Genomic DNA, 23,574 nt, shown 5'->3' on the forward strand with positions numbered 1-23,574 from the left:
TTCCTACTCTTAATTTACGTTAATATATACTGGGTTAGAATAAAACCATACATCTTTATAGATTAGATTATTAGCACGATCTTGGATACTATGGTCACTTTCTCCATCGACTTTACTAAGAGACTTCCACTTCTGAGGCTCTCCATTAACCGTAAACCCTTCAACATTGTAATCAAGAGCTGTCCCTCTTAATCTAAAATATTGATTTTTTGTAGCTTTAAATGTATAAATAATATTCATATAACCATCATTATCTAGATCCCAATCATCTTGAGTAAAGCTTTTAATAACACTAGCATCCGTATTTTCAGTCGTATTATATGATTCAGAATTAGAGTCAACTAATTCAGTTACGGTTCCAGCAATTAAATCAACATGATGTACACCTGGATTTTCTTTAGTCCCGAAGATTTCATCTCCAACTGTTATCTCTTGATTTGTAAACTCTGGACTATGGAATCGAATATTAATCGTTACTGTATCACCAGGAGAAACCGTTAAATTTTTATCTCCCATGTATTGAGTTTGATTGTTTGCTTGAATATTAAAATCTAAAGCATCAATCAGATCCCCTGTAGTAGCAAACATATTCCCAGACTTTAAGCCATCCAAAACAGCTAATTCATCATTACCTTCAGTAACAAAGGTATAGTTTTTAGAGTATTCTCCAGGAAAGTAGCCACTTGTATATTTTCCGTCTGCACTTATTTTAAAATGGTAATCTGAATTCGCTACATTCCAAACATTTCGATTTTCACTTAGTAATGCATCCCACCAACCACCGACTTGAGCAAGTATTGGATCCGCTCCTCCATACAAGCCGGCACTACTATCTGTATAATCGCCTCTATCATAAGGATGGAACTGCCCTCCAACCATACCTTCAATTAGGAAAAATATATCTGGTGCCAACGAATTCAAATCTCGAATATCAGCAAGGGTATAAGTATCCGCATAACGACGAGGATGATTTAACATTCCATAGCTATTATCAGGGAAATTCTCTTGAAGCCAAATTAGCGCTTTACTAGCCTCCTCCTCTGTATTGAGACGCTGGATGCCTTCCTCTTCCCATTTAGCTATATCAGCAGGATCAAAATCTTCTATTGTATTTTCTTTACTAAAAATATATTCAAATTCTTTAATTGCTTCAATTCGCTCATTATCCTGTTCTTTAGGTGTGATAATCCCAATATTATAATGTTCAAAACCAGGAAAGTCCCATTCAAAAGTTGTCGTTAATATTTTATCTTGATATAAATTTTTTTGAAGATACCTTAATTCTGGTAATTCATAATCTCTTAACCTATTAGAGTATAAAGTATTGCCAATTTCATTATCTAAATTATCATTACCATTCGATCGTAAATGATTTGATAGAAATACATAATCCATATCAAATTCATCAAACGCATGATATAAAATATTAACAGTTGTATCTCTTGCATCATTGGATACAGCACTATGAACATGAATATCACCTTTAAGCCATACCCCATCCTTTGAATCTACATAATTACTCGAATTATTATTGGAGTCTGAATCACAACCGGATAAAATAAAACTACTTATAATTATTGCAATAACACTTTTATTCATAATTAACTCACTATTTATCTTATAAAATTTATATATTAAATTTAAAATATTTAGTTCTTGCAAATATGCCACTCAATATTTAATTGGCATATTTATAGAAAGGTCTATTCAAACGTATAAGTATATTGGCTAAATCCGGTGTTATCGCCAACGCTTCCAGTTTGTGAAGTAAAGTCGATACTGTCCACCTCAGAGGCATATTCTTGCGCCGCAGGTGCGGATAAGAAGTTCACCGACGTGCCGGCAGGCAAACCAATTAAGCTAAAGTTCTCAGCATTGGTAAATTCATGCAAAGGCACTTCATCTGGATAAATTGCAGCGATTTCTTTTAAATAGGTATCCACCAACTCACGGTTCGAGAATGCCGCGTCTTCATACACAAGTTCAGACTTATCTACGCCTGGGATCCAGTTGTTGGAAGCACGATAGTTATTTGTCACTACATAAACAAGTTGATCATCAGCAAGTGGCGCACCGTTATACATGATGTCGCTGATACGGTGAAAATCACCATTTGGATTTAATTGTGGATTGCCATCAGCGTCATTAATTAAATCACCCAAATCATCGACGTAATATCTAGGCTCTTGGCTCACATCTATTGTATAAGTGAGAGAAATTGGCGTTTTTTGAGAGTCCCAACCACCATAGAAGATATCTAGATTATAACTTCTAAACATTTGATTAAGCAGAGAGTCACCTGCTTGCGTGACAGTTTTATATTGTTGTGAAGCTATCGCTTCTAGCCAGTCTTTTACATCGGCTGCGGTCAGTTTTAAGATAGCCGGTGTATTGTTATCAAAGACATATAAATCCGCCACACTCGCATTAGTCAAAGCTTGGCTATCGATATTGGTATAATCATCACTGCCATTGCGTCCACCTTTAAATGGCGCCGACACTGAAATTAAAATCGCATTATCTTCTAGCGTTAATGTGCCCTCATCAACTAGCTTTTTACCCCAGTTAAATTGCGCTTCATTAACGATTTGAACCGATAAATCAGGTTCAATGGCAGAGAAGAAACTATTAATTTTTTGATCGATTTTCAAAATTGGCGTTTGCATATAATCAATCGTATTTTGATGATCTTCTGCCAAGGCGCTCACTACTTCTTGATCCACTAAACTTGGATCATCAAGTAAGCTGCGTAAATTAGCTTGGCTCTCATCATAATTAACGCTCCAAGTTTGACCTTCATCATTTGAGGTCAGTGACAAATCAATCACGCCTAAATGATTGCCCCAATAGCCCGGCATCACCGCAGGTTTGCCAAAAATCTTACCGTTCGGAGCATCGACACCTTGCATGCCATCATAAGTATTGGCATCGGTTGGGAAATTATTATGATCATGGCCAAACATGATTGCATCAATGCCATCAACTTGCGCTAATTGCCAAGTCGCATTATCCATAAATTCTAGATCAGCATCACCACCAGCGAGACCTGAGTGTGGCAGCGCGACAATAATATCAGCGCCATCCGCTTTCATTTTGTCGATATAAAAAGCGGCTGTAGTCTTAATGTCGGCAACCACTACTTCACACTCAAGATAACTCTTATCCCAACTCATAATATTTGGCGGGGTAAAACCAATCACACCAACATTCACAGTGTAAGACTTGCCATCTTCTGCAACAAATTCACGCTCAAGGATTTGATAAGGGGTGAAATAAGACTCGGCTTGAGCTAAAAATTCTGCGTCGATTTGCGGTTCACAAGTATTGGATTTAAAGCTCTCTTCACCAAGCAAAGCCGCATCATATTTAAACACATTCGCGACGCCATAAGGAAAGTCTGCGCCGCTAATCGCTTTTTTCAGGTAATCCAATCCATAGTTGAATTCATGGTTACCTATGTTCCCTGCATCATAATCGAGCAAATTCATCGCTTTATAAACAGAGTGGATATTGTTATCTAGATAATCAGCACTTAGGTTCGCCATGTAATCTGCCATTGGGCTACCTTGGATCAAATCACCATTATCAAACAACATGCTGTTGGTCACTTCAGCGCGCGCATCACGGATCACCAGCGCAGTACGAGCGAGGCCATAATCTTGCTGATCTGTATTACTAAAGTAATTAAACGGCATCATAGTGCCATGTAGATCTGTCGTTTCCATTAAACGCAAATCCATAGAAATTGGCTCACTTGACTCAGTCTCTACGTCATAATCATGGTCATCATCTGAGCAAGCAGCAAGTGAAGCAAGAATAAGCAGGCTTAATACTGCTTTTGTAGGTTTAGTCCCTAACGTTGAATTTAAAAGGTTCATGTTCCATCCTAAGTACATCTAAATAGACGAACATTCTTTCCTTTTGATATGTCAGTAATATGTCACAAATAATACAGAACCGTCACAAAAGCAGAGAATAATTAAGACTTAAACAGAAAAGCCAGTGAAACCCTCCGTTAATAAAGGGAATTTTAGAGAAATATTTAGTTACAATTGTACATCCTTAGCTCATGCTAAAGTTAATGACTCAATCAGAGAAACTTCCCTTTCAAAACGTAAGATAGGATACACCTATCGGTTGAATAGATAATTAGAATTTTTCTTTCTCTAAAATTAATGCGAATATATCTCCCGTAGCCAAGAAGTTCTCAGCAAAAAGCTGATTCGTTAATCTCTTAAGGCTGAAACTAAAAAATTCGCATTCGATACCAAACTTTAAACGTATCAGTGCCACAACACGAAAGGAATGAAAACTATGATCAACACTAAAATCAAACCATTTAACGCAACTGCTTATAAAAATGGCGAATTCGTAGAAGTTTCTGAAAAGGACGTTCTAGGTAAATGGGCAATCTTTTTCTTCTACCCAGCTGACTTTACTTTCGTATGTCCAACTGAGCTAGGTGACGTTGCAGACCATTATGAAGAGCTACAAAAACGTGGCGTTGAAGTTTACTCAGTATCAACTGATACACACTTCACTCATAAAGCATGGCACGACAGCTCTGACACTATTGGCAAAATCCAATACTACATGCTTGGCGACCAAACTGGTCAAATCACAAACAACTTCGGTGTGATGCGTGAAGGTCAAGGTCTTGCAGACCGCGCTACTTTCCTTATCGACCCAGAAGGTACTATCCAAGCGATGGAAGTAACTGCTGAAGGTATCGGCCGTGACGCTGAAGACCTACTACGCAAAGTGAAAGCAGCACAATATGTTGCAGCGCACCCAGGCGAAGTTTGCCCAGCTAAATGGAAAGAAGGCGAAGAAACACTAGCTCCTTCTTTAGACCTAGTAGGTAAAATCTAATACTCTTCATTCTTGAAGCTGCAGCTGCGTTAGCTACGCTGATTCGCCCTAATCACATATTATTATATGCTCATAGGGTCTCATCATCTTGCCGCCTTGCTGCAACTTCAATTATATCGAGTATCCAAATAGATACTTAGCCCCTTGGTAATCAATGCCTGACGACTGACGTTACTGGGGGGCTATTTTTTTGCCCAGATTTTACGAACAAACAATTATCCAGAGTGACCATTTAAGGTATATAGATATGTTAGAACAAGCAATGAAAGAACAATTAAAAGGATACCTTGCTAACCTCAAGCATGATATCCAATTAGTGGTCAGCCTAGATGAAAGCAAAGCCGCTAGCCAAATCGAAACGCTAGCAGAAGAAATTGCAAGTCTTAGCTCACTAATTAAAGTTATCCGTGATGACGCTGCAAGTGCTCGCAAACCAGTGATGCAAGTGAAAAACCCACACCTAGATACAAGCATTAACTTTGCTGGTATCCCAATGGGTCATGAGTTCACTTCTCTTGTCCTTGCTTTGCTTCACTCAGGTGGTCACCCACTTAAACTTGAAGCAGAAACAATTGAACAAATTCGTCAATTAGACAAAGACTTAGATGTAGAAGTATTTATTTCTCTATCTTGTCAAAACTGCCCAGATGTCGTGCAAGCATTCAACATGATGTCTGCGTTAAACCCTCGCATCAAAACAACTATGATCGATGGTGCATTATTCCAAGATGAAGTCGCAGATCGCGAAATCATGGCAGTGCCAAGCGTATTCGTCAATGGTCAGCTTTTTGGTCAAGGCCGTATGACGCTTGCTGAAATCTTAAATAAAATTGATGACAGCGCAGCAGAAAAAGCAGCTGCAAGCCTAAACGAAAAAGACCCATATGATGTACTTGTCGTTGGTGCAGGCCCTGCAGGTGGTGCAGCCGCAATTTATGCAGCGCGTAAAGGCATTCGTACTGGTATCGTGGCGCAGCGCTTTGGCGGTCAAGTCATGGATACAATGTCGATTGAAAACTTTATTTCAGTGCAAAAAACGCAAGGTCCAAAACTTGCAGCTGACCTAGGTGAGCATCTAAAAAATTACAATGTAGATGTCACCACAGAGCAGCTAGCGAAGAAAATTATGGGCGCAGAGCACACTGAAGATGGCCTTATCCATGTTGAACTTGAAAGCGGCGCAACCTTAAAAGGTAAGAGTGTTATCCTAACTCCGGGTGCACGCTGGCGTGAAATGAACGTCCCAGGCGAGCAAGAGTATCGCAACAAAGGCGTTGCATACTGCCCACACTGTGATGGTCCTTTATTTAAAGGTAAGAAAACAGCAGTTATCGGTGGTGGTAACTCAGGTATTGAAGCGGCAATTGACCTTGCTGGTATCGTTGAACACGTTACTGTTCTTGAGTTTGCTGATACGCTTCGCGCTGATCAGGTTCTGATTAACAAAGCAAATTCACTGCCAAACGTTGATATCATTACTATGGCGCAAACCACTGAAGTTGTGGGTGATGGCAAACGTGTGACCTCTTTATCTTATAAAGATCGTAACACTGATGAAATCAAATCACTTGATGTTGCTGGTATTTTTGTTCAAATCGGCCTAGTACCAAACACAGATTGGTTGAAAGATTCTGAAGTTGAACTCAGTGAGCGCGGCGAGATTAAAGTTGGCGCACATGGTGATACTAGCCTTGCAGGTGTATTTGCTGCGGGTGATGCGACCACTGTCCCATATAAGCAAATCATCATTGCTATGGGTGAAGGCGCAAAAGCAAGCTTAGGTGCATTTGATTACTTGATTCGTCAAGGTCAATAAGCAAGCTTGCAAAGCTAAGTCTGCCTAAGATTAGCTTGCGATATAAAGTATTGAGGAAGTAAAAATGCTCAACCTGATTAAAGGGTTGAGCATTTTTTTGTTTGGTTATTCATTGAAATGGATAAAACGAATAAAACTTGTTTAGGAACAATAAAGTTTGCACTCTAAGTTAACTATAGAGCAATAAAGCTCAGCTATCATAAGTCTATGACCAATTTTAATTGACCACTACAGGTTCACAGATCATCAATATCAATGTCAATTTCTGGGGAGTTTTCTCTTTGCTTAACTAGTTCTTGATCTTGTTCATCTTCCCCAAATTCAATTCGGGAAGGGCCAAAAACGTCACGTCGTTCAACTAGAAAATCGCTATCCGCCTTATCCACATCTTCCGAATAAGACCCCCAATCTTTTTCACTTGTAGTCGCGAGTTCATAGGAGTGCGCAGTCTGACTTGTTAACCCTTCTAAAAGATCTTTTTCTGACAACTGTTTTTTACTCATAACTTACTTCTCGATTCAAAAATGATATTAGATAATTTATAGCATAATGAGTAACTAGAAATTAGCTCTGAAACAAAGAAAGGGGCATTATCGATTTAGAAATAGCAGTGTACCAATCTAAACCCACATCCCTGCCACATACCCAGATGACCACGCCCACTGGAAATTGTAGCCACCGAGCCAGCCGCTAACATCCATCACCTCACCCACAAAGTATAAACCTGGGACATTTTTAGCTTCCATGGTTTTAGAAGAAAGCTCATCGGTATCCACGCCGCCTAACGTCACCTCTGCTGTACGATAACCTTCAGTGCCATTTGGCTTTAATTGCCAATGATGGAAAATATCTGCAATCTCTTGGATTTGCTTATCATGATATTGCTTGAGCGGTTTATCTTCGACTTGATTGCGACGCATAAAGATCTCAACCAAACGTTTAGGGAAAACTTTCGCGAGAGTATTTTTCAAGCTTTGATTTGGGTGCTCAGCTTTTACATTTTGAATTAAATCATTTAAATCTTGCTGCGGGGATAAATCTATATCTAAAGCTTCACCCGGTTGCCAAAAGGATGAGATTTGTAAAACAGCAGGGCCAGAAATACCGCGATGGGTAAAAAGCAAAGCTTCACTAAAACTAGTGCCATTTTGCGCAGTAATCACGCTTGGCAGCGCAATCCCTGAAAGCTCAGCAAAGTCTTCCTTATCTTGTGAGTGCAATGTAAAAGGCACTAAACCTGCGCAAGTGGGTACGCGCTTTAAACCAAAGTCTTCTGCGACTTGATAGCCAAAAGGCGTCGCCCCAAGCTTTGGCATAGATAAACCACCGGTTGCAATCACCAAAGACTCAGTGGTGAGTTTTTTGCCATTGCTATATAAGCTAAAACCTTGATCTTGCTTTTTAATATCCGTCACTTGGGCTTGATATTGATACTCTACGCCACCTTTTTGGCACTCGCTGAGCAAAAGGTTCACTATGTCCTTTGCGCTGTCTAGACAAAACAGCTGACCATGATCTCTTTCTTCATAATCAATCCCGTATTCACACACCAAGCTAATAAAATCCCAATTGGTATATTGAGATAATGCAGATTTCACAAAGTGCGGGTTTTGGCATACATAGTTACTTGCCGTGACTTCCATATTGGTGAAATTGCAACGACCACCACCAGAGATCAAAATCTTACGTCCCGGCTTTTTACCGCTATCTATGACTAAAGTTTTGCGCCCTCTTTTTGCTGCTGTGCTTGCGCACATAAGGCCTGCGGCACCAGCGCCAATAATGATCACATCATATTCTTTCGTCATGGAAGTCTCGTTGCTTGGTTATATCAATAAAAAACAGAAAATAGGTATAGAGAACACAAAAAAAGGCATGCACCGAAATGCACACCTTAAACAATTTTATCATAGATTTTAGCTAGTCGTCTGCTTATACGCCAAAAGCAAGAAATACTGTGACTGCAAAGAGTCCAATACTTAACATAAAGAGACTACGTACCTTATCGCACTTGGCAGTAAACACATCATCATGATGATGCACATACTCCCTATTTTTTAAATACTGGTAGAGGCGTACCTGTTTAGTTAGCCCTTTTTGAGCATTAAAAAAACCGCCATCAACTTGTTGATACAGAAGTGGATTTGCTTCTCTCATCATGTAAATTAAGGCACGTAATGTCGAAAGGCAACGCGCAATATTTACCAAGGTGACCACTAGCAAGGTACCCAAAATAAGATCGCCACTCATTTTTCCTCCTTACATCTTGATCTGGCAAGGTTAGGATAAAGCAAGTCTTGGAATTATTTACAGATACTCTTAACCTATATGTTAAGCAGTTATTCCGCGCTTGCTGCTGCCATCACAGAGGATGTTTCTGCTTTTGCCATAGCTGCCAAGTCTTTATCAATAAAGAATAAGGCTTTACCGTCTTCACCGACGAGCTCAAGCTTGTCTAAAATCCCTTTAAACAACTTCTCTTCTTCGTGTTGTTCTGCAACATACCACTGTAAGAAATTAAAGGTTGAATAGTCTTGAGTTGTAAACGCAACATGTGCTAACTCATTAATTTTCTGAGTGATCATGCACTCATGTTCGTAAGTTTCACGAAATACGTCACCAAGTCCTGCAAATTCATGCTTAGGTGCATCGATCGCACCTAAAATAGGCAATGCACCTGTCTCGCTTACGTAAGTAAAAAGACGTTGCATGTGCTCCATTTCTTCAACAGCATGTGCGCGTAAGAACTCAGCCGCACCTTCAAAACCCTTGTCTTCACACCATGCACTCATTTGTAAGTATAGATTAGATGAGAAAAACTCGAGATTTATTTGTTCATTTAATTTTTTAACCATTGCATCAGACAACATGATTACTCCTAAGATAAGGGATAAAAAAGAAACTTCTCTTAGTATAGTATCTTATCTGAACGAGTACTTCACTCCCAACGATAATATCATTTTATTAACAAGATATTAACATCTCAATTAAAAGCTTATACTAACTTATAAATTAAGAAAGGCTTTAACTCTATGTTATTAAAAATAAGTTTATTTTCTGTGCGCCGAGCTGCAAAATAGATGTCTAACGGGTGTTAATCTAAAAGAAGAAATTTGAGCCAAGGAGTCCATCATGAGCTATCAACATATTTTAGTTGCTGTCGATTTAACCGAAGAAAGTAGTCATCTGTTAGATAAAGCAATTTCTCTTGCGAAAACCTGCAATTCAAAACTATCATTGATCCATATCGATGTGAACTTTGCCCAGCTTTATACTGGCTTTGTAGAAATTAACTTTGCTGAAACCCAGCAAGCTGTGATGGAATCCACACAAGCACAGATCAAGAATTTGCTCAAAGATAAGGACTTTCCTATTGAAGACACCATAGTAGCAAGTGGTGATTTTAGTAATGAAATCTTAAATGTGATCCAAGAAAAGCATGTCGATCTGGTTGTTTGTGGTCACCATCAGGATTTTTGGAGTGGCTTACTGTCGACCTCACGCTCATTGCTCAACTCAGTCCCTGTGGACACCTTAATCGTCCCGCTAGCTGAAGAAGAATAAAGCTTTATCTAATACTCAAAGTCTAGAGACCTTTGCAAAATTTTGCATAAAATCGCTAGACTTTTTTTATATCCAAAGTAAACTCCAAAAATTAAATAGTAAACTTAATGGAGTTTAAATGGTTTACCTATCTTTTGTAACACTACTCTGGGCTTTTTCATTTAGCTTAATTGGCGTGTATCTATCTGGCCAAGTGGATGCTTGGTTTTCTGTCTTAATGCGTGTGGTATTAGCCGCGTTAGTGTTTATTCCCTTCACCCAATTTAAAGGCATCAAAACTAAGCTTAAGCTGCAACTCATGGCAATAGGTGGTGTGCAACTTGGGTTAATGTACTGCTTTTATTATCAATCTTTCTTACTTTTAAGCGTGCCTGAAGTTTTGCTCTTCACCGTGATGACACCGGTTTATGTGACGCTTATTTATGATTTACTTAAAAGACGTTTTTCGCCTTGGTATCTTGTCACAGCTTTGATTGCAGTGGCAGGGGCTATGGTGATCAAATACGCCAGCGTGAATCCAAACTTTATGCTTGGTTTTATCGTGGTTCAAGCTTCCAACCTTTGCTTTGCAATTGGTCAGGTGAGCTATAAGTACATCATGGAACAAAACCAAAGTGACTCTCAGTTGCAAACCCTTGGCGCACATAAAACTTTTGGTTATTTCTACTTTGGCGCCGTGATTATCGCATGCATAGGTTTTAGTTTATTTGGCAGCTTTGACAAAATGCCAACGACGAGTACCCAATGGGGGATTTTGATTTATCTTGGAATTGTCGCCTCCGGTCTTGGCTATTTCTTATGGAACAAAGGTGCTTGCTTGGTCAATGCAGGGACACTTGCAGCGATGAATAACGCCCTTGTGCCCGCAGGTTTAATTGTCAACTTACTGATTTGGAACAAAGATGCCGACTTGCTTCGCCTTGGCATTGGCGGCGCAATTATTGTGTTTTCACTTTGGTTTAATCAGTCTTGGGTGAAAAAGCGCACCTTAGCGTCACCCCAACAAGTCAATTCTTAAGCTTGGCTGTTAATTAAGCTGTACTAACAACTCTTTGACTAAGCTAGCATGGACAATTTGTTTATTTTGCAACGCCCTATCCGCATAAAAATAAACATTTTGTCCGCCTAAATTACCCACGACCTCAAACCTATCATCTAAAAATAAACAATCTTTAACTTCTATGGCTAAGGATTTGGCTTGCGATCTACTATCTGGTTTTTTCAAGGTCAAATCAAAAGCCGTTCGAGGCACAAGCCAAGTTCCTTTATCTTCTCCAATCGATTCACCTTGCAATAAGTTACCGGCATTAAGAAACTCACTAGCCCAAATACTCGCAGGTTGTTTAAATAAACTCACGGGATCAGAAAGCTGATGAATCACGCCATCTTTCATTAATGCTATTTTGTCTGAGAGCAATTGCGCTTCTTTTCTATCATGAGTCACATTGACGCAAGTGATCCCTCGTTGACTGGTTAAATCCCGAATCTCCAGACCAAGTTCCTCCCGTAGATTCGCATCCAAATTTGATAAAGGCTCATCGAGTAAAATCACTTTAGGCTGGGCAACTAAGGCGCGAGCAATCGATACTCGTTGCTTTTGCCCTCCAGAGAGCATTTCGGGAAGTTTAGACTCATGAGTTGTTAATTTAACTAAGCGAACCACATCCATGACTTGATTATGAATTTCTGTTTCTGAGAGTTTTTTTAGTCGCAATGGAAAGGCGATATTTTCAAATGCACTCATGTGTGGCCATAAGCCATAATCTTGGAATACATACCCCAGACCACGCTTTGCAACCGGTAGAAAGTCTCCCCTTTGAACATCAGCAAAGGATTGCCCATGCACAAAAATTTGTCCTGAATCAGGTTGCTCCAGCCCTGCCAAAATGCGCAGTAATGTGCTTTTGCCACAACCAGAAGGACCAAGAAGAGAAATAAATTCGCCCTCTTGGATATCTAAATGGATGTCTTTTAAAACTATCCGTCCATCAAAAGACTTTGAAATATCTGAAATTTGTATCGCACTCACGGGCTTATCCTTTTCCATTTTGTTTTTTCGCTATCCATTGTCCAAAGGCAATTAAACTTCCAGAGACAAGAATCACCAGCATGCTCATCGCCATACCGCTACTAATCGAGCCTTGATCAAATTGATTAAACACATAGGTTGCAACCGTTTCTGTGCCAGCAGGAGCAAGCAATAAAGATGCCACCAACTCACGTGTTGAAATAGCAAAAACAATACAAGCTGATGCAAACATAATTGGCAGCATCAAGGGTAGAAGAATTTTACGAATAATATAAAACGTCCCTGCCCCATAAATTGCCGCCGCTTCATCAAGCGCACTGGTTTGTTGGCGTAGCGCACTGGTAAGCATGCGAATCGGATAAGGCAACATCAAACACACATAAGCAAACAGCAAGATAAAGTTCGTTTGATATGGGGTAATAGGTAAAAACTTCTGATTCCAAGTTAATATCAGACCAACCGACAATGCCATAGCAGGCACTGCGTTAGGCATTAAGGCGAGAATATCTAACACCACAGCGCCTTTAGGTTTGAGACGCACTAAGGTAAAAGCAACCAATAGGCCAATCACACTCGCAATGACTGCGGTTTCCAATGCCAGTCCTAAACTGGTCGATATCGCCTGCCAAGCATCATTTTGTGTGGAAAATAAGTCGCTATAAGCTTGCAGGCTTAAGTTATCCCAATGTACCCCTTTTGAGACAGTGCGCATCAATGAAGCGATCAACATAGAGATGATTGGCAGACATAAGGCAAATATTGCGACGGCAAAAAAAATCAAGTTTGCGAACCATTGAAACCTAAGACTTGAGGATGGTTTAGAGAGTAAGTTTTGTCCTTCTAATTTTGCGCTATAGGCACTGCTAATTTTAAATTGAATAAAATAAGCAATCACCGCAATTAAAATTAACACTAGGGATAAAACCGAGGCGCCGGGTAAATCAATAGGCCAGTCCGATAGTTTTTCTTCGATATAGGTCACTATGACCTGAAAGCCAAAACGACTGCCTAAAATATCTGGCGTACCAAACTCTTCAATCGAGAGCACAAACACCATCAAACCACTGGCCACTAAAGTCGGCGTGAGCAAAGGAGCCAAAATTTTTGTTAACATTTGCCATGAATTGGCTGCATAAATCTTGGCTGCATCCGTGTATTTCGCGCCAATAACTTTAAATGCACCCACAGCTGAAAAGTAAACCAGAGGAAATAAGTGCATACTCATCACAAACACAATGCCACTGAATGAGAATAAAAAACCAGATAAGTTAATCCCTGTTAAGCGATGCAAGATACCATTAAATTGGAACATCTGGATCCACGCCATCGAACTGATATAAGGCGGGATCAGAAAAGGCACCAAGAACAATACATCCCACATTCGACCTAGTTCTTGCGTCATCTTATTACGTAAGTAAGCCAGAAAAGTTGCTAAAACTACCGCGACACATGTGGTACTCAACCCCAAACGAATGGAATTGAAACTTGCTTGGATAAACTTAGGATCATCAAACTGAGGAATAAAGTTACTAAAGGGCGCCGCCAGTGATGCTTGGTTAAATTTTGGAAATATTGCAAATAAAATCACAGATAAAACAGGCAAACCTATGATAATGAAAAGCAAAAAAACCGAACTTAAATTAAATAGCAAAGGCAGGCGAACGCCCTTTGACGAATCATAAATAGACATTAATTCGCCATTAATTTATTAAACTTATCTTTGGTTTGCGCTGCATTCTCCGCCGCAAGCTTAGTATCGAATTGAATTAGATTTAAGCTATCAAAACCTGGGCGTTGCGCTTTAATATCTAAGCGAGCAGGTAAAATTAGAGTATCTGCAACGAATTTTTGCCCTTCATCTGATAAGACATAATCCACAAACTGTTTCGCAAGTGCTTCATGTTGGGTCGATTTTAAAATCATCATCGGACGTGGTGCGAGCACAGTGCCATCTTCAGGGTAAACCACTTCTAATGATTCACCTTTGGCTTTTAAACCCAGACCAATATAATCGACTGCGCCAAACACAGCAGATTTTGCGCCTTGTAAGACAGGATTCAAAGCCGCGTTGTTCGGACCTGGAATTAAAATATCATTGGCTTTTAAATCGGCAAATAATTGCCATGCATCATCACCCATCTTCTCATTCAAGCCTTCAACTAAAGTAAGCGCCGATCCCGATTTACTAGGATCTGGCATGGTCACTTGGCCTTTATATTCAGGCTTAGTTAAATCACTCCAACGCTTTGGCGCAGGAATATCACTTTGAGTATTATAAGCAATCGCAAGTACCGCCGTTCCCTGTGCTGTGTAGCTTGGCGTTTTTAGAAAGTCAGGAACATTCTTGGCATTCGGGGATTGATAAGCAAGCAACTCACCATTTTTTTCTAATGTAATGGCGTGACCTAATGAAGAAGAAATCATCACATCTACATGCGGGTTTGACTTCTCCGCTTGATAACGAGACATAATTTTGCCGCCTGTCGCTTGATATAAATCGACCTTAGCCCCCGTTTTATCCATAAAGCCTTGGATCAGCTCTTGGGATAACCCTTTTGGTCCTGCACTATATACAGTCAGTGTTTCGGCATGTGCTGACGCTGTAGCAAACAAAAGCGCAGTAATAAGTATTTCTTTTAGTTTCATAAATCCCTCGATTAAGTGATATCCATATACGAATAAGTGTCTATTTTTACAACAGCTAGATGAAGGATGTATGACAGATTTATAACGAAATAAAAGCCGCTAGCGAATTTTGGGCACAAAAAAGCCTGATTGTTAAACTCAAATCAGGCTTTTATATTGAATCGAATGAAGCAATTAAGCTTTACGTATCTTCGCCGGCAATGCTTGACGAACCGCTGAGCCAATCACCCAATCCAAGACCACACCATTGCTGTTGCGGGTTGGGTCGATCATACCAATATCATTGATATTCACACCATCATGCGACTTCATTTTCACGGCTTGTTGCTTGCCATCAATCCAGTGCGCGCGCTCACCGAGCTCAGTATGACCAAAGCCATGTTCAAAGCCGAGAGTGCCTTGGTGAATACCATCGACAATCATCGCTGTTGCGACAAGTTTTGCGGTTGGCGTTTCAATCTCAAAGCTATCCCCGGTTTCGATGCCAAATCTTTCTGCATCAACTGGGTGAATATACACAGGGTTGTCACCTTTCACTGCATTTAAGCGTGGTGACAGGTTAGAGACTGCGCTATGTACATTTGACTTAAAGTTCGTCAAAGTGAACTGCCACTCACTTGCTGGGAACTGCTCATCATAGCTAGTACCATCTGCAAGACGCTGGGTATACCATTTCGGACAACCTGAATATTGCTCACCTGTCATGGTATTAATTGAAGTGCCTAGTTTTTCATTCCAGATCGCAACAGGTTTTTCCCATTTATACTTAAACTCGCCATCAATGATGCTTTTGGTTAAGTTTTCAAAACGGCCGCCACGGGCAAAAATAAAGGCTACTTTTTTCAGCTCTTCTGGCGTTAATGTGTGTTGCATTTGGCTTAAGATCTGCTCTACACCAGAGAAGTGAATATCTTCGGCTGTCGCATCGGGCACGCCACCTGCAACATATGCAAGGTTTGCCGCACTACGCATATAATAATCTGCCGCAGTGTGGATCCCATGCCAGTTACCTTGTGCATCTTTAATTGATTTATCACCAAAGCCGCCTAATGCTAGCGCTTTTGCCACATCAATTAAGAAATCTTCCAAACAGATAGAACGACCATCTTGAGTTTTATCTGTACGTGGCGCTACCGCTGGCCAGCGTGCTGTCACAGCTTTAGTTTTCACATCATGCCAAGGACCAGCCATTCCCCAGCTTTCATAAGTCACTGTATCAGGCACAATGTAATCAGAAATTGCTGATGTTTCATTGATAAAAGCATCCACAGAGACAATCAAACCCAGTTGCTTTGGATCTTTTAGCTTATCTTTTAATAGTGTATTTAAACCTGGAACACCATATAAAGGGTTCGCCATATGGTTAATCCAAGCTTTCACACGATACGGATAACCATCAATCGCCGCAGATAAATGCTCAGTTAAAAGTGGAGATGAAATTGGGTACCAAGGTGCGCGTGTTGGATAAGGTGATTCACCCGCTTCCACGCGACGCTTGTACTCAGAGGTTTTCTGGTACGGGAACTTACTACGAGATAAGAAGACACCACTTGGCGCAACTTTTCCATCAAACTGCATAAAGTCATAACGTGGACCTTCTGCTGCTGTCGGATAACCACCAGCTTTAGCAAACATGCCGCCCGGTTGGTTAATGTTACCGACCATAGCATTGAGCATCATGATCGCATAAGCATTGTAAAAACCGTTTGAGTGCATGTTACCGCCATGGGTATCAACAACTGATTTTGTCCCATGTTTACTAAATTTCGCTGCAAGTTCGACAATTTTATCTGCATCAATACCACAGAACTGGCTATATTCGTCAAGCGTATATTCATTTGTAGCTTGTTTTAGTTGCGCGAGTGAAGAACGTACTTGAACTTTCCCTTGAGTGGTTTCAACTTCTAGGCTAGCAAAAAGCTGCGCAGGTTTATCTGTTGTGTTGGCAACCAATTCACCGCTTGCTTTATCAACCACCATATAAGGATCAGCCGCTGATAGTGCTTCACCTTGGATCTCAAGACCCATATCTGATGCACGTAAGAAGCCACCTTTTCTTGGGTGAGAGTCTGATTCAATCACCAAGTGCGTTGCATTACACCAGTGTTTTTGATCAGCGGCCTTCATTGCGGCAGCGCTAGGCTGCTCAAGGAACGTCTTGTTATAAGCCTCGTGTTCAAACATCCATTGAATAATCGCTAGCACTAACGCTGAATCTGTACCAGATTTAATCGCTAACCAATGGTTGTTGTTGCCGGTTGCTAAGCTAGTTGACACTTGCAAGGTTGGCGTGACCACAACATATTCAAAGTTTTCACGAGTACGTGCACGCGCAATTTGACGCGCTTGACGCTTAAATGGATTCCCCGCTTGTGACGGCGCAGTACCGATAAACAAGGCAAATTCAGCATTGTCGTAATCAGGCTTAAGGTGTGAAAAGTTCTCTAAATCATTGGTAAATGCACCAGCGCCAGCGCGCAGCGCATAGCCACAGTATGAGCCATGGTTAGCAAAGTTACGTGTACCAAAGCTATTGAATGCAAAGCGTTTGATAATATCGTCACGGCCTTCATTGGTACCATTGGTCACTAATAACTGGTTCGCTTTTGGTCCATACTCAGGGTTTTTCGGGTCAACCGGCGTTTTTAGATCACGGATGTCTTTTAGACCTTCAACATGACCTTCGCCAAAGAGATCACCACCTTGAGTGATTTCTTTAATTAGCTGCTCATAGCTGATCGCTTCCCACTTGCCTTCACCACGTGCGCCAACACGTTTAAGCGGTGTTTTGATGCGATATGGGCTATTTTGCACATCCATCATAGCGTTACCACGGGCACACGCAGTTGAGCGACCTTCAATACCTGCTTCACCGGTTAAAGATAAATATGCATCTTTGACTGGGGTTTCAAAAGCAATTTGGTGCTCACTTGAAAGCGGGTGATATGGGTTACCTGAAATACGTAAAATATCATCGGTTTTGTTATCAACACGTAGACGAACGCCACACAAAGTCCAGCAGCCTAGGCACATAGAAGGCACAACGCGCTGATCAGGGTTCGCCACTAACTTGCCATTTTTGACTGTATATTCTGGGCTTAATGAGTTACCAAAATGTGGGTGCTTGGTTTCTTCACCAGAAGTACCAGTGATCGCCCCTTCAAGCATACTCTTACCTTTTTCGGCATAACCTGCTGCAAATGCACCAGTACCACCAATCACAAGGCCAGCTTTTAAAAAATTACGACGTTTGTTATCCATGATTTAGCCTCAAAGGTTAGATGAATCAAGTTGGTTTAGGTTTGAATGAGTAAGCTTTGATGAAGTATCTTTCGCATCAACCAACTCACTTGCAAGTGCCGCGATAGCAATCCAAAGCCCAGCCATTGCAATAATGCCAAGCAGACCATTGCTACCTAAAGGCAATTCGTATGGATATGGGCCATGGTCATATTTAGGCAGCATTTGCACATCCATCATAGTGACCCAACGCAACTGCCAACAGGTCACCACACCAACAACAGCCACAGCCATCACTTTTAGCGCACTGAGTTTTGGCGCAATCATCACACGTCCCATCAAGGCGCAAAGTGAGAACAGAACAAGTAAAGTACCTAAACGAATGCACCAATCAAGTTGTGCAAATAAGCTATGATCACCTGCATTTGATGCCCAAATTACCATTAAAATGAAGCCAGCAACACTGCTTAACATCATGGTCTTTTGAACTAAACGTTTATCAAATTCACTGATTGCTTGGGCTTTTTGCATAACTAATACAATCAAAGTTAAACCGAGTGCGCCTAAAAATGCCGTGGCAAACCAGATAAGCGGTGAAGCGGCTTGGTTCCACAATGGACGAGATGCAACCTTGTATACTTCCATCCCCGTATAAAGGGCAATAGATAAACCAGATAACACAGTCAAACCTGCAATGCTCAGCATTAATTTACGGCTCACTTGCCAGTCACCTAAGGTTAATAGTGCGACTTTTTGCAATAACTTGTTGTTATTGGTTTTAAATTTCGCCAAATCATTGCGTAAGTATAGCCAAGTTGTTGCAACCGTAAGCATAGAAAAGATTGGTAATAAAATAGAGCCTTTTGACATCCAAGACCAAGGCGTTAAATGCACGAAGAAGTGCCATGCGCGGCCCGGTTGGTGTAAGTCAGCGGTTAATGCTAATGGGCCAACAATCGCGCAAATCGCCATCACTAACGCCAAGGCACTACGCATCGTATGTGAGCTTTTATCATTAAAAATCAAGCTAATGAAAAACAAAATTGCGGCTGCGTAAGCACTGCCGATATAGAAAAAGTATTGCACAGCCCACGGGAGCCAAGCAGTTTGTTGAGCGGGAACTAAAATTTCAGTGATATTCATTATTTTGCTCCTTGAACTGCAGCTGCGTTGTGCGCAGATTTCTCTGCTAATTCAATGACTTCTTCTGCTGGATCATAAATTGCAGCTTTGCCATCAATGTGTGAGCTAAACTCTTGCGCCATACCAATATAGAAAACATGTGGCTTCGTCCCTTCTTCAGGTTTTAGCACTTGGATTTGGTCTTTATTTGCCGCTAAAGTTTGGCTAATTTGGCTGTTTGGATCATTTAAATCACCAATCACACGCGCGCCACCAACACAAGTTTCAACACAAGCAGGAAGCAAGCCTTCTTCTAGACGATGCGCACAGAAAGTACATTTGTCTGCGGTCATAGTTTCTTCGTTAATGAAACGCGCATCATATGGGCAAGCTTGCACACAGTAAGCACATGCCACGCAGCGCTTGTTATCAACCATCACAATGCCGTCTTCACGTTGGAAAGTCGCTTGAACCGGACAAACCGCAACACAAGGTGGGTTATCACAGTGATTACATAGACGCGGTAGAGTGAAAACCTTGGTTTCTTTTTGCGCGGTTGTGCCGTCATCAAGCGTCACTTGATATTGCTTCACCGTTGTGCGGAATTGACCAATTGGCGCTTGGTTTTCAATCGCACAACCTACAGTACAAGCTTGGCAACCCACGCATTTACGCAAATCAACTAGCATGGCATAACGCTTACCCACCATACCTTTACGGTCAGCTTCTTGATTATTACGAATCACCTTGGTTTGCGCGTTGGCACTTGCTACAGGGATCAGCGCAGCACCTGCGGTAATTGCCCCGACACCAGATAAAAATCGGCGTTTTGTTTGATCCATGATTTCACCCTATCTATATAATTTTGAGCTTAAATACTCATCTGGATGTATTATCCTATAGAGGTAAGGATCTTCTCTATTGTGGTTTTCCACATACCTAGCGTAAAATTGATCTAAATCAAAAGAATTCAGCCGTATTCTATCTTCAAGGGGCGAACATTGCCGACAAGACTCAACATCAGCAAGTACTTACTTACTGCCAGTGCATTTATCAGTGGTTTTTTCTATACCTCTGCCCACGCTCAAAGTGAAGCACTGCAAAGCCAGTCAGTGCAAGTTCAAAGCCAAAGTATTCAGGTTGGTGTCCTTGCAACCCGTGGGCATGCGCGCGCAATCGAGACTTGGCAGCCGACACTCGATTGGCTGAGCCAAGAATTGCCGCAATATAAGTTTGAATTACAACCTCTTGATTTAATCCAGATACGCCAAGGCGTCGCCGACAATAGTCTCTCTTTTGTGATCACCAATCCAGGCCAAGCAGTTATTCTTGGTCGTGAGTACCCACTATCATGGATAGCGACATTAAAAGGTGACTGGCCACAAGGAACAACCGAAGCACTAGGAAGTAGCTTAGTCGTCCCTTATGATTCAGATATTCAAAGCGTGGAAGATTTAAAAGGCAAAAAAGCGGTTGCCGTTTCACCGAATGCATTTGGCGGTTTCTTAATTCTCAAGCGTAAACTTGCAAATCTCAATGCCAAACCAGAAAGCTTGTTTTCAGAGATCCAATACCTTGGGTTTCCACTCGATGAGTTGCTATTAAGTTTAACTCATCAGGAGGCAGATGTTGCGATTGCGCCCGCTTGCTTGCTTGAGGAAATGCAGTCTGAAGGCTCCATCCTAAAAGATACCTTTCGCGTGATCGACAATCAGGCACCAACTGGCTTTCCATGTGCGGTGTCAACTCAACTCTACCCTAACTGGTCGTTTGCCCGCACCTCGCTTGTGCCAGATGAACTTGCAACGCAAATTGCCAAGGCATTATTAGAGATGCCAAGTGATAGCCCTGCCGCCAAAGCGAGTAAGTCTTTAGGTTGGGCGTCACCGATAAGCCCCTATATGATAGATCGCATGTATCAAGAATTGGCGATTCATCCATTGCAACGCCCTTGGTGGCAACAAGGTCTGATTTGGGTCAAAGAGCACCAAGCTTGGGGCTGGGCAGCTTTTGTTTTATTTTTATCGATTAACTTATACCACCTCTTATTGGAGTGGAAGTTTAGCCGAAGTAAGCGCGAACTAACTAAAGCCCACCAGGCCCTTAATCAAAAGACCCAAATGCTTGAACATGCGCAGCGCATTACCTTGGTTGGTGAATTAGGCTCAAGCCTTGCACATGAAATCAATCAGCCACTGGCAGCGATTCGCAACTACAGCCAAGCTGCCAAAATCAAGTTAGATAAAGGTGCATCCGCAGCTCAAATTCAAAATATTATTGATAAGATTGATAGCCAAGTCTCACGGGTTGATAACATTGTCAGCCGTCTGCGCACCTTAATTAAAAAGCGCCCTGTTGATATGCAAGAAGCCGATATTATTGAAATTTTCAATGAGACTTATGCCCTTTTAGCCTATCAATTTGAAAAGCATCAGATCCCAGTGCGCAGCCAAATCATCGGCAAGCCTTACTTATTAACCTTAGATAAAGTTGGCATCACTCAGGTATTAATTAACATTTTAAATAACGCTTTAGATGCCTGCATCATGTGTGACGATAGCCATATTTCGCACCAAATTAACCTCAGCTTTGATTTTTCGACCCCGCAACTGGTCGTCAAAGTACAAGATACTGGCGTGGGTTTACCCAAGGATAGCCAAGCCACTCAAGCCTTTTATACAACCAAAGAAAAGGGCCTTGGAATGGGGCTGTCGATTTGCCAAGATATTTTAGAAAAGCATCACGCAAAGCTAAACTTAGCGCCGGCCACACCACGCGGTTGTTGTGTGAGTATCATATTTGCAGCCCAAACTGTGCGCAAAGCGGATTAAAGGAAGAAGAGAAGAATATGCAGCAAGCAGCTTTATACTTAGTGGATGATGACCAATCCGTTCGTGAATCATTATCTTTTTTATTAGAAACAATGGACTATCAATGCCAAGCTTTTGCCTCAGGATCAGAGTTTTTAGATTACTTAGAGCAAAATGATGCGTACTCACAACAAGCGTGCGTTATTTTAGATAGCAGAATGCCAGAGATGACAGGCCAAGAAGTACATCAAAAATTAATGAACAAGGGCAGTGCTTTAGGCGTGGTATTTTTAACTGGGCATGGCGATGTGCCCATGGCAGTGGAAGCGCTTCAAGCTGGCGCGGTCGATTTCCTGCAAAAGCCTGTTCAAACCGACAAGCTCACTGCTGCTATCGACAAAGCATGGCAATACAGCTTAGCGCAAACCTCTATGCTCGATGTAACTCTTGCTTATCAAAGCTTAACGCCTAGAGAAAAAGACATTTTAGAGCATGTGGTACAAGGCAAACGCAACCAACAAATTGCTGATGAACTATGCGTGGCGGTGCGCACCATTGAGGTTCATAAGGCAAAGCTGATGAAGAAATTTGACGTCAAAACCGCCGCTGAACTGGCGATTAAATACGCGAAGATAGCTTAATCCAAATGAGCCAGTGAAAGAATGAGTGGAATGTCTAGTGAAGCGGCAAGTGAGTACTGGTTTGAGGCGGCGCAAAGGCTGCAAGTTTGAGCTGCTGTTTATCTAGCTTTTTATTCAACTTGTTAGCTTTTTTCTGAATTTTAGCCAGTTTTTTCTGCGATTTGAGCAATTTTTTCTGCGCTTTAAGCATTTTCTTTTGCATCTTAATTGCTTTTTTCAAATCCTGTTTTTCCTTAGTTAACGCTTGCATGCTTAGTTGCACCCTTGTCTTTGATTTTGTGTCTGCAACAAAGTTATCGCTATGAAGTGTATTGACTGGGACTTGGATACATTCTGGCTCCAAGAGACTTTTCTGCTCAGCCAGACGCTCTTGTCGACGCTGTTTGGCTAAAGCAACAACCTGAGCGACGCGCGGTTTGTTTGGCGTTATTGATTTTACAGGCGCGGCAGCTTGCACCTTGATTGGCACAGCCGCAAGGCTTTGATCCAAATCTAGCGCGTTAGACTCATTATGCTTCATCGCCTGACGTTGAGCACCTTTTCCAATTAAAGACAAAGCTTGCCCCTTACATAAGGCCTTTTTTTGATTCGCCACGCGAGAACACTTACCACAGTAAAACTGCGGCGCTGCAACTATATCTAAAAACTTTTTATTATGCGTCAAAGTCTTAGATTTAAGCTTACATAATTTAGTCATCGCTTAGCCTCAAAAACAAATCGAAATGATAATATTTCTTGTTTATTTATACATGAATTTGATTCTCTGCACAATATTTCCTCGCTCACATTATCCAAAATTCATCTCTCAAGTAGGCTATATTTACCTATACTCAT

At 41.3% G+C, this 23,574-nt stretch carries 19 protein-coding genes; 6 read left to right on the plus strand and 13 right to left on the minus strand.

The genetic code is table 11. The annotated features are described in order from the left end of the window. Nucleotides 1–9 precede the first annotated feature (9 nt). Both AC2VOY_RS05865 and AC2VOY_RS05870 read right to left on the minus strand, forming a co-directional pair. Nucleotides 10–1,662 carry a hypothetical protein gene (locus AC2VOY_RS05865; RefSeq protein WP_491830361.1) on the minus strand — a complete coding sequence of 551 codons (1,653 nt, stop codon included), beginning with the start codon at nucleotides 1,660–1,662 and terminating at the stop codon, nucleotides 10–12. Between the two features lie 41 nt (nucleotides 1,663–1,703). Continuing rightward, a complete protein-coding gene (locus tag AC2VOY_RS05870; protein ID WP_491830363.1) occupies nucleotides 1,704–3,878 on the minus strand; it encodes a bifunctional 2',3'-cyclic-nucleotide 2'-phosphodiesterase/3'-nucleotidase in 2,175 nt (724 codons plus the stop codon). Between the two features lie 436 nt (nucleotides 3,879–4,314). On the opposite strand from AC2VOY_RS05870, the gene ahpC reads away from it, so the two are divergent. Together ahpC and ahpF are read left to right on the plus strand one after the other, a co-directional pair. Continuing rightward, on the plus strand, nucleotides 4,315–4,872 hold the full coding sequence (gene ahpC / locus AC2VOY_RS05875) for an alkyl hydroperoxide reductase subunit C (protein ID WP_491830364.1): 558 nt from the start codon (nucleotides 4,315–4,317) through the stop codon (nucleotides 4,870–4,872). Nucleotides 4,873–5,119: 247 nt separating this feature from the next. Further along, the gene (ahpF, locus tag AC2VOY_RS05880) at nucleotides 5,120–6,688 is read left to right on the plus strand and encodes an alkyl hydroperoxide reductase subunit F (RefSeq protein ID WP_491830365.1); all 1,569 of its coding nucleotides are present in this window, start codon (nucleotides 5,120–5,122) and stop codon (nucleotides 6,686–6,688) included. 236 nt (nucleotides 6,689–6,924) lie between these two features. Here ahpF and AC2VOY_RS05885 read toward each other — a convergent pair whose 3' ends face one another. The 4 genes from AC2VOY_RS05885 to ftnA all read right to left on the minus strand — a co-directional run bounded on the left by AC2VOY_RS05885 (nucleotide 6,925) and on the right by ftnA (nucleotide 9,558). Further along, the gene (locus AC2VOY_RS05885; RefSeq protein ID WP_491830366.1) at nucleotides 6,925–7,191 is read right to left on the minus strand and encodes a hypothetical protein; all 267 of its coding nucleotides are present in this window, start codon (nucleotides 7,189–7,191) and stop codon (nucleotides 6,925–6,927) included. Between the two features lie 117 nt (nucleotides 7,192–7,308). After that, nucleotides 7,309–8,496 carry a BaiN/RdsA family NAD(P)/FAD-dependent oxidoreductase gene (locus AC2VOY_RS05890; protein WP_491830367.1) on the minus strand — a complete coding sequence of 396 codons (1,188 nt, stop codon included), beginning with the start codon at nucleotides 8,494–8,496 and terminating at the stop codon, nucleotides 7,309–7,311. A gap of 124 nt (nucleotides 8,497–8,620) precedes the next feature. Further along, entirely contained in the window at nucleotides 8,621–8,938 is a 318-nt protein-coding gene (locus AC2VOY_RS05895) for a universal stress protein UspB (RefSeq protein WP_491830368.1), read from the minus strand. A gap of 89 nt (nucleotides 8,939–9,027) precedes the next feature. Then, a complete protein-coding gene (ftnA, locus tag AC2VOY_RS05900) occupies nucleotides 9,028–9,558 on the minus strand; it encodes a non-heme ferritin (RefSeq protein WP_491830370.1) in 531 nt (176 codons plus the stop codon). A gap of 262 nt (nucleotides 9,559–9,820) precedes the next feature. Here ftnA and AC2VOY_RS05905 point away from each other — a divergent pair, with 262 nt between their 5' ends. Both AC2VOY_RS05905 and AC2VOY_RS05910 read left to right on the plus strand, forming a co-directional pair. After that, nucleotides 9,821–10,252: a universal stress protein gene (locus tag AC2VOY_RS05905; protein ID WP_491830371.1), complete on the plus strand. Its 432-nt coding sequence runs from the start codon at nucleotides 9,821–9,823 to the stop codon at nucleotides 10,250–10,252. Between the two features lie 118 nt (nucleotides 10,253–10,370). After that, nucleotides 10,371–11,270, plus strand: coding sequence for a DMT family transporter (locus AC2VOY_RS05910; RefSeq protein WP_491830373.1), 900 nt, complete (start codon nucleotides 10,371–10,373; stop codon nucleotides 11,268–11,270). A 9-nt stretch (nucleotides 11,271–11,279) separates the two neighbouring features. Here the strand turns inward: AC2VOY_RS05910 and AC2VOY_RS05915 are convergent, their stop codons facing one another. The 6 genes from AC2VOY_RS05915 to dsrO all read right to left on the minus strand — a co-directional run bounded on the left by AC2VOY_RS05915 (nucleotide 11,280) and on the right by dsrO (nucleotide 20,131). After that, nucleotides 11,280–12,281 carry an ABC transporter ATP-binding protein gene (locus tag AC2VOY_RS05915; RefSeq protein WP_491830374.1) on the minus strand — a complete coding sequence of 334 codons (1,002 nt, stop codon included), beginning with the start codon at nucleotides 12,279–12,281 and terminating at the stop codon, nucleotides 11,280–11,282. A gap of 4 nt (nucleotides 12,282–12,285) precedes the next feature. Continuing rightward, nucleotides 12,286–13,971 (minus strand): ABC transporter permease, encoded by a 1,686-nt coding sequence (locus AC2VOY_RS05920; protein ID WP_491830375.1) that lies wholly within the window; start codon nucleotides 13,969–13,971, stop codon nucleotides 12,286–12,288. Further along, complete coding sequence (locus tag AC2VOY_RS05925) at nucleotides 13,971–14,927, minus strand: ABC transporter substrate-binding protein (RefSeq protein ID WP_491830376.1); 957 nt, start codon at nucleotides 14,925–14,927, stop codon at nucleotides 13,971–13,973. Before AC2VOY_RS05925 ends, AC2VOY_RS05920 begins: the two co-directional genes overlap by 1 nt. Before the next feature lie 174 nt (nucleotides 14,928–15,101). Further along, a complete protein-coding gene (locus tag AC2VOY_RS05930; RefSeq protein ID WP_491830377.1) occupies nucleotides 15,102–18,188 on the minus strand; it encodes a tetrathionate reductase subunit A in 3,087 nt (1,028 codons plus the stop codon). 9 nt (nucleotides 18,189–18,197) lie between these two features. Continuing rightward, nucleotides 18,198–19,310, minus strand: coding sequence for an NrfD/PsrC family molybdoenzyme membrane anchor subunit (nrfD, locus tag AC2VOY_RS05935; protein WP_491830378.1), 1,113 nt, complete (start codon nucleotides 19,308–19,310; stop codon nucleotides 18,198–18,200). Further along, a complete protein-coding gene (gene dsrO / locus AC2VOY_RS05940) occupies nucleotides 19,310–20,131 on the minus strand; it encodes a sulfate reduction electron transfer complex DsrMKJOP subunit DsrO (protein WP_491830380.1) in 822 nt (273 codons plus the stop codon). Before dsrO ends, nrfD begins: the two co-directional genes overlap by 1 nt. Nucleotides 20,132–20,290: 159 nt before the next feature. On the opposite strand from dsrO, the gene AC2VOY_RS05945 reads away from it, so the two are divergent. Continuing rightward, nucleotides 20,291–22,120, plus strand: coding sequence for a sensor histidine kinase (locus AC2VOY_RS05945; RefSeq protein WP_491830381.1), 1,830 nt, complete (start codon nucleotides 20,291–20,293; stop codon nucleotides 22,118–22,120). Between the two features lie 17 nt (nucleotides 22,121–22,137). Further along, on the plus strand, nucleotides 22,138–22,740 hold the full coding sequence (locus AC2VOY_RS05950; protein ID WP_491830382.1) for a response regulator transcription factor: 603 nt from the start codon (nucleotides 22,138–22,140) through the stop codon (nucleotides 22,738–22,740). Between the two features lie 34 nt (nucleotides 22,741–22,774). On the opposite strand, the gene AC2VOY_RS05955 is transcribed toward AC2VOY_RS05950, so the two are convergent. Next, complete coding sequence (locus AC2VOY_RS05955; protein WP_491830383.1) at nucleotides 22,775–23,437, minus strand: hypothetical protein; 663 nt, start codon at nucleotides 23,435–23,437, stop codon at nucleotides 22,775–22,777. Nucleotides 23,438–23,574 lie beyond the last annotated feature (137 nt).

Source organism: Vibrio sp. KMM 9700, from assembly GCF_058545285.1.

What these genes read in the sequence shown, in the direction of transcription:
- AC2VOY_RS05870 (WP_491830363.1), bottom strand. Translation starts at nt 3,878, where the DNA reads ATGAACCTTTTAAATTCAACGTTAGGGACTAAACCTACAAAAGCAGTA.
- ahpC (WP_491830364.1), top strand. Translation starts at nt 4,315, where the DNA reads ATGATCAACACTAAAATCAAACCATTTAACGCAACTGCTTATAAAAAT.
- ahpF (WP_491830365.1), top strand. Translation starts at nt 5,120, where the DNA reads ATGTTAGAACAAGCAATGAAAGAACAATTAAAAGGATACCTTGCTAAC.
- AC2VOY_RS05885 (WP_491830366.1), bottom strand. Translation starts at nt 7,191, where the DNA reads ATGAGTAAAAAACAGTTGTCAGAAAAAGATCTTTTAGAAGGGTTAACA.
- AC2VOY_RS05890 (WP_491830367.1), bottom strand. Translation starts at nt 8,496, where the DNA reads ATGACGAAAGAATATGATGTGATCATTATTGGCGCTGGTGCCGCAGGC.
- AC2VOY_RS05895 (WP_491830368.1), bottom strand. Translation starts at nt 8,938, where the DNA reads ATGAGTGGCGATCTTATTTTGGGTACCTTGCTAGTGGTCACCTTGGTA.
- ftnA (WP_491830370.1), bottom strand. Translation starts at nt 9,558, where the DNA reads ATGTTGTCTGATGCAATGGTTAAAAAATTAAATGAACAAATAAATCTC.
- AC2VOY_RS05905 (WP_491830371.1), top strand. Translation starts at nt 9,821, where the DNA reads ATGAGCTATCAACATATTTTAGTTGCTGTCGATTTAACCGAAGAAAGT.
- AC2VOY_RS05910 (WP_491830373.1), top strand. Translation starts at nt 10,371, where the DNA reads ATGGTTTACCTATCTTTTGTAACACTACTCTGGGCTTTTTCATTTAGC.
- AC2VOY_RS05920 (WP_491830375.1), bottom strand. Translation starts at nt 13,971, where the DNA reads ATGTCTATTTATGATTCGTCAAAGGGCGTTCGCCTGCCTTTGCTATTT.
- AC2VOY_RS05925 (WP_491830376.1), bottom strand. Translation starts at nt 14,927, where the DNA reads ATGAAACTAAAAGAAATACTTATTACTGCGCTTTTGTTTGCTACAGCG.
- AC2VOY_RS05930 (WP_491830377.1), bottom strand. Translation starts at nt 18,188, where the DNA reads ATGGATAACAAACGTCGTAATTTTTTAAAAGCTGGCCTTGTGATTGGT.
- nrfD (WP_491830378.1), bottom strand. Translation starts at nt 19,310, where the DNA reads ATGAATATCACTGAAATTTTAGTTCCCGCTCAACAAACTGCTTGGCTC.
- dsrO (WP_491830380.1), bottom strand. Translation starts at nt 20,131, where the DNA reads ATGGATCAAACAAAACGCCGATTTTTATCTGGTGTCGGGGCAATTACC.
- AC2VOY_RS05950 (WP_491830382.1), top strand. Translation starts at nt 22,138, where the DNA reads ATGCAGCAAGCAGCTTTATACTTAGTGGATGATGACCAATCCGTTCGT.
- AC2VOY_RS05955 (WP_491830383.1), bottom strand. Translation starts at nt 23,437, where the DNA reads ATGACTAAATTATGTAAGCTTAAATCTAAGACTTTGACGCATAATAAA.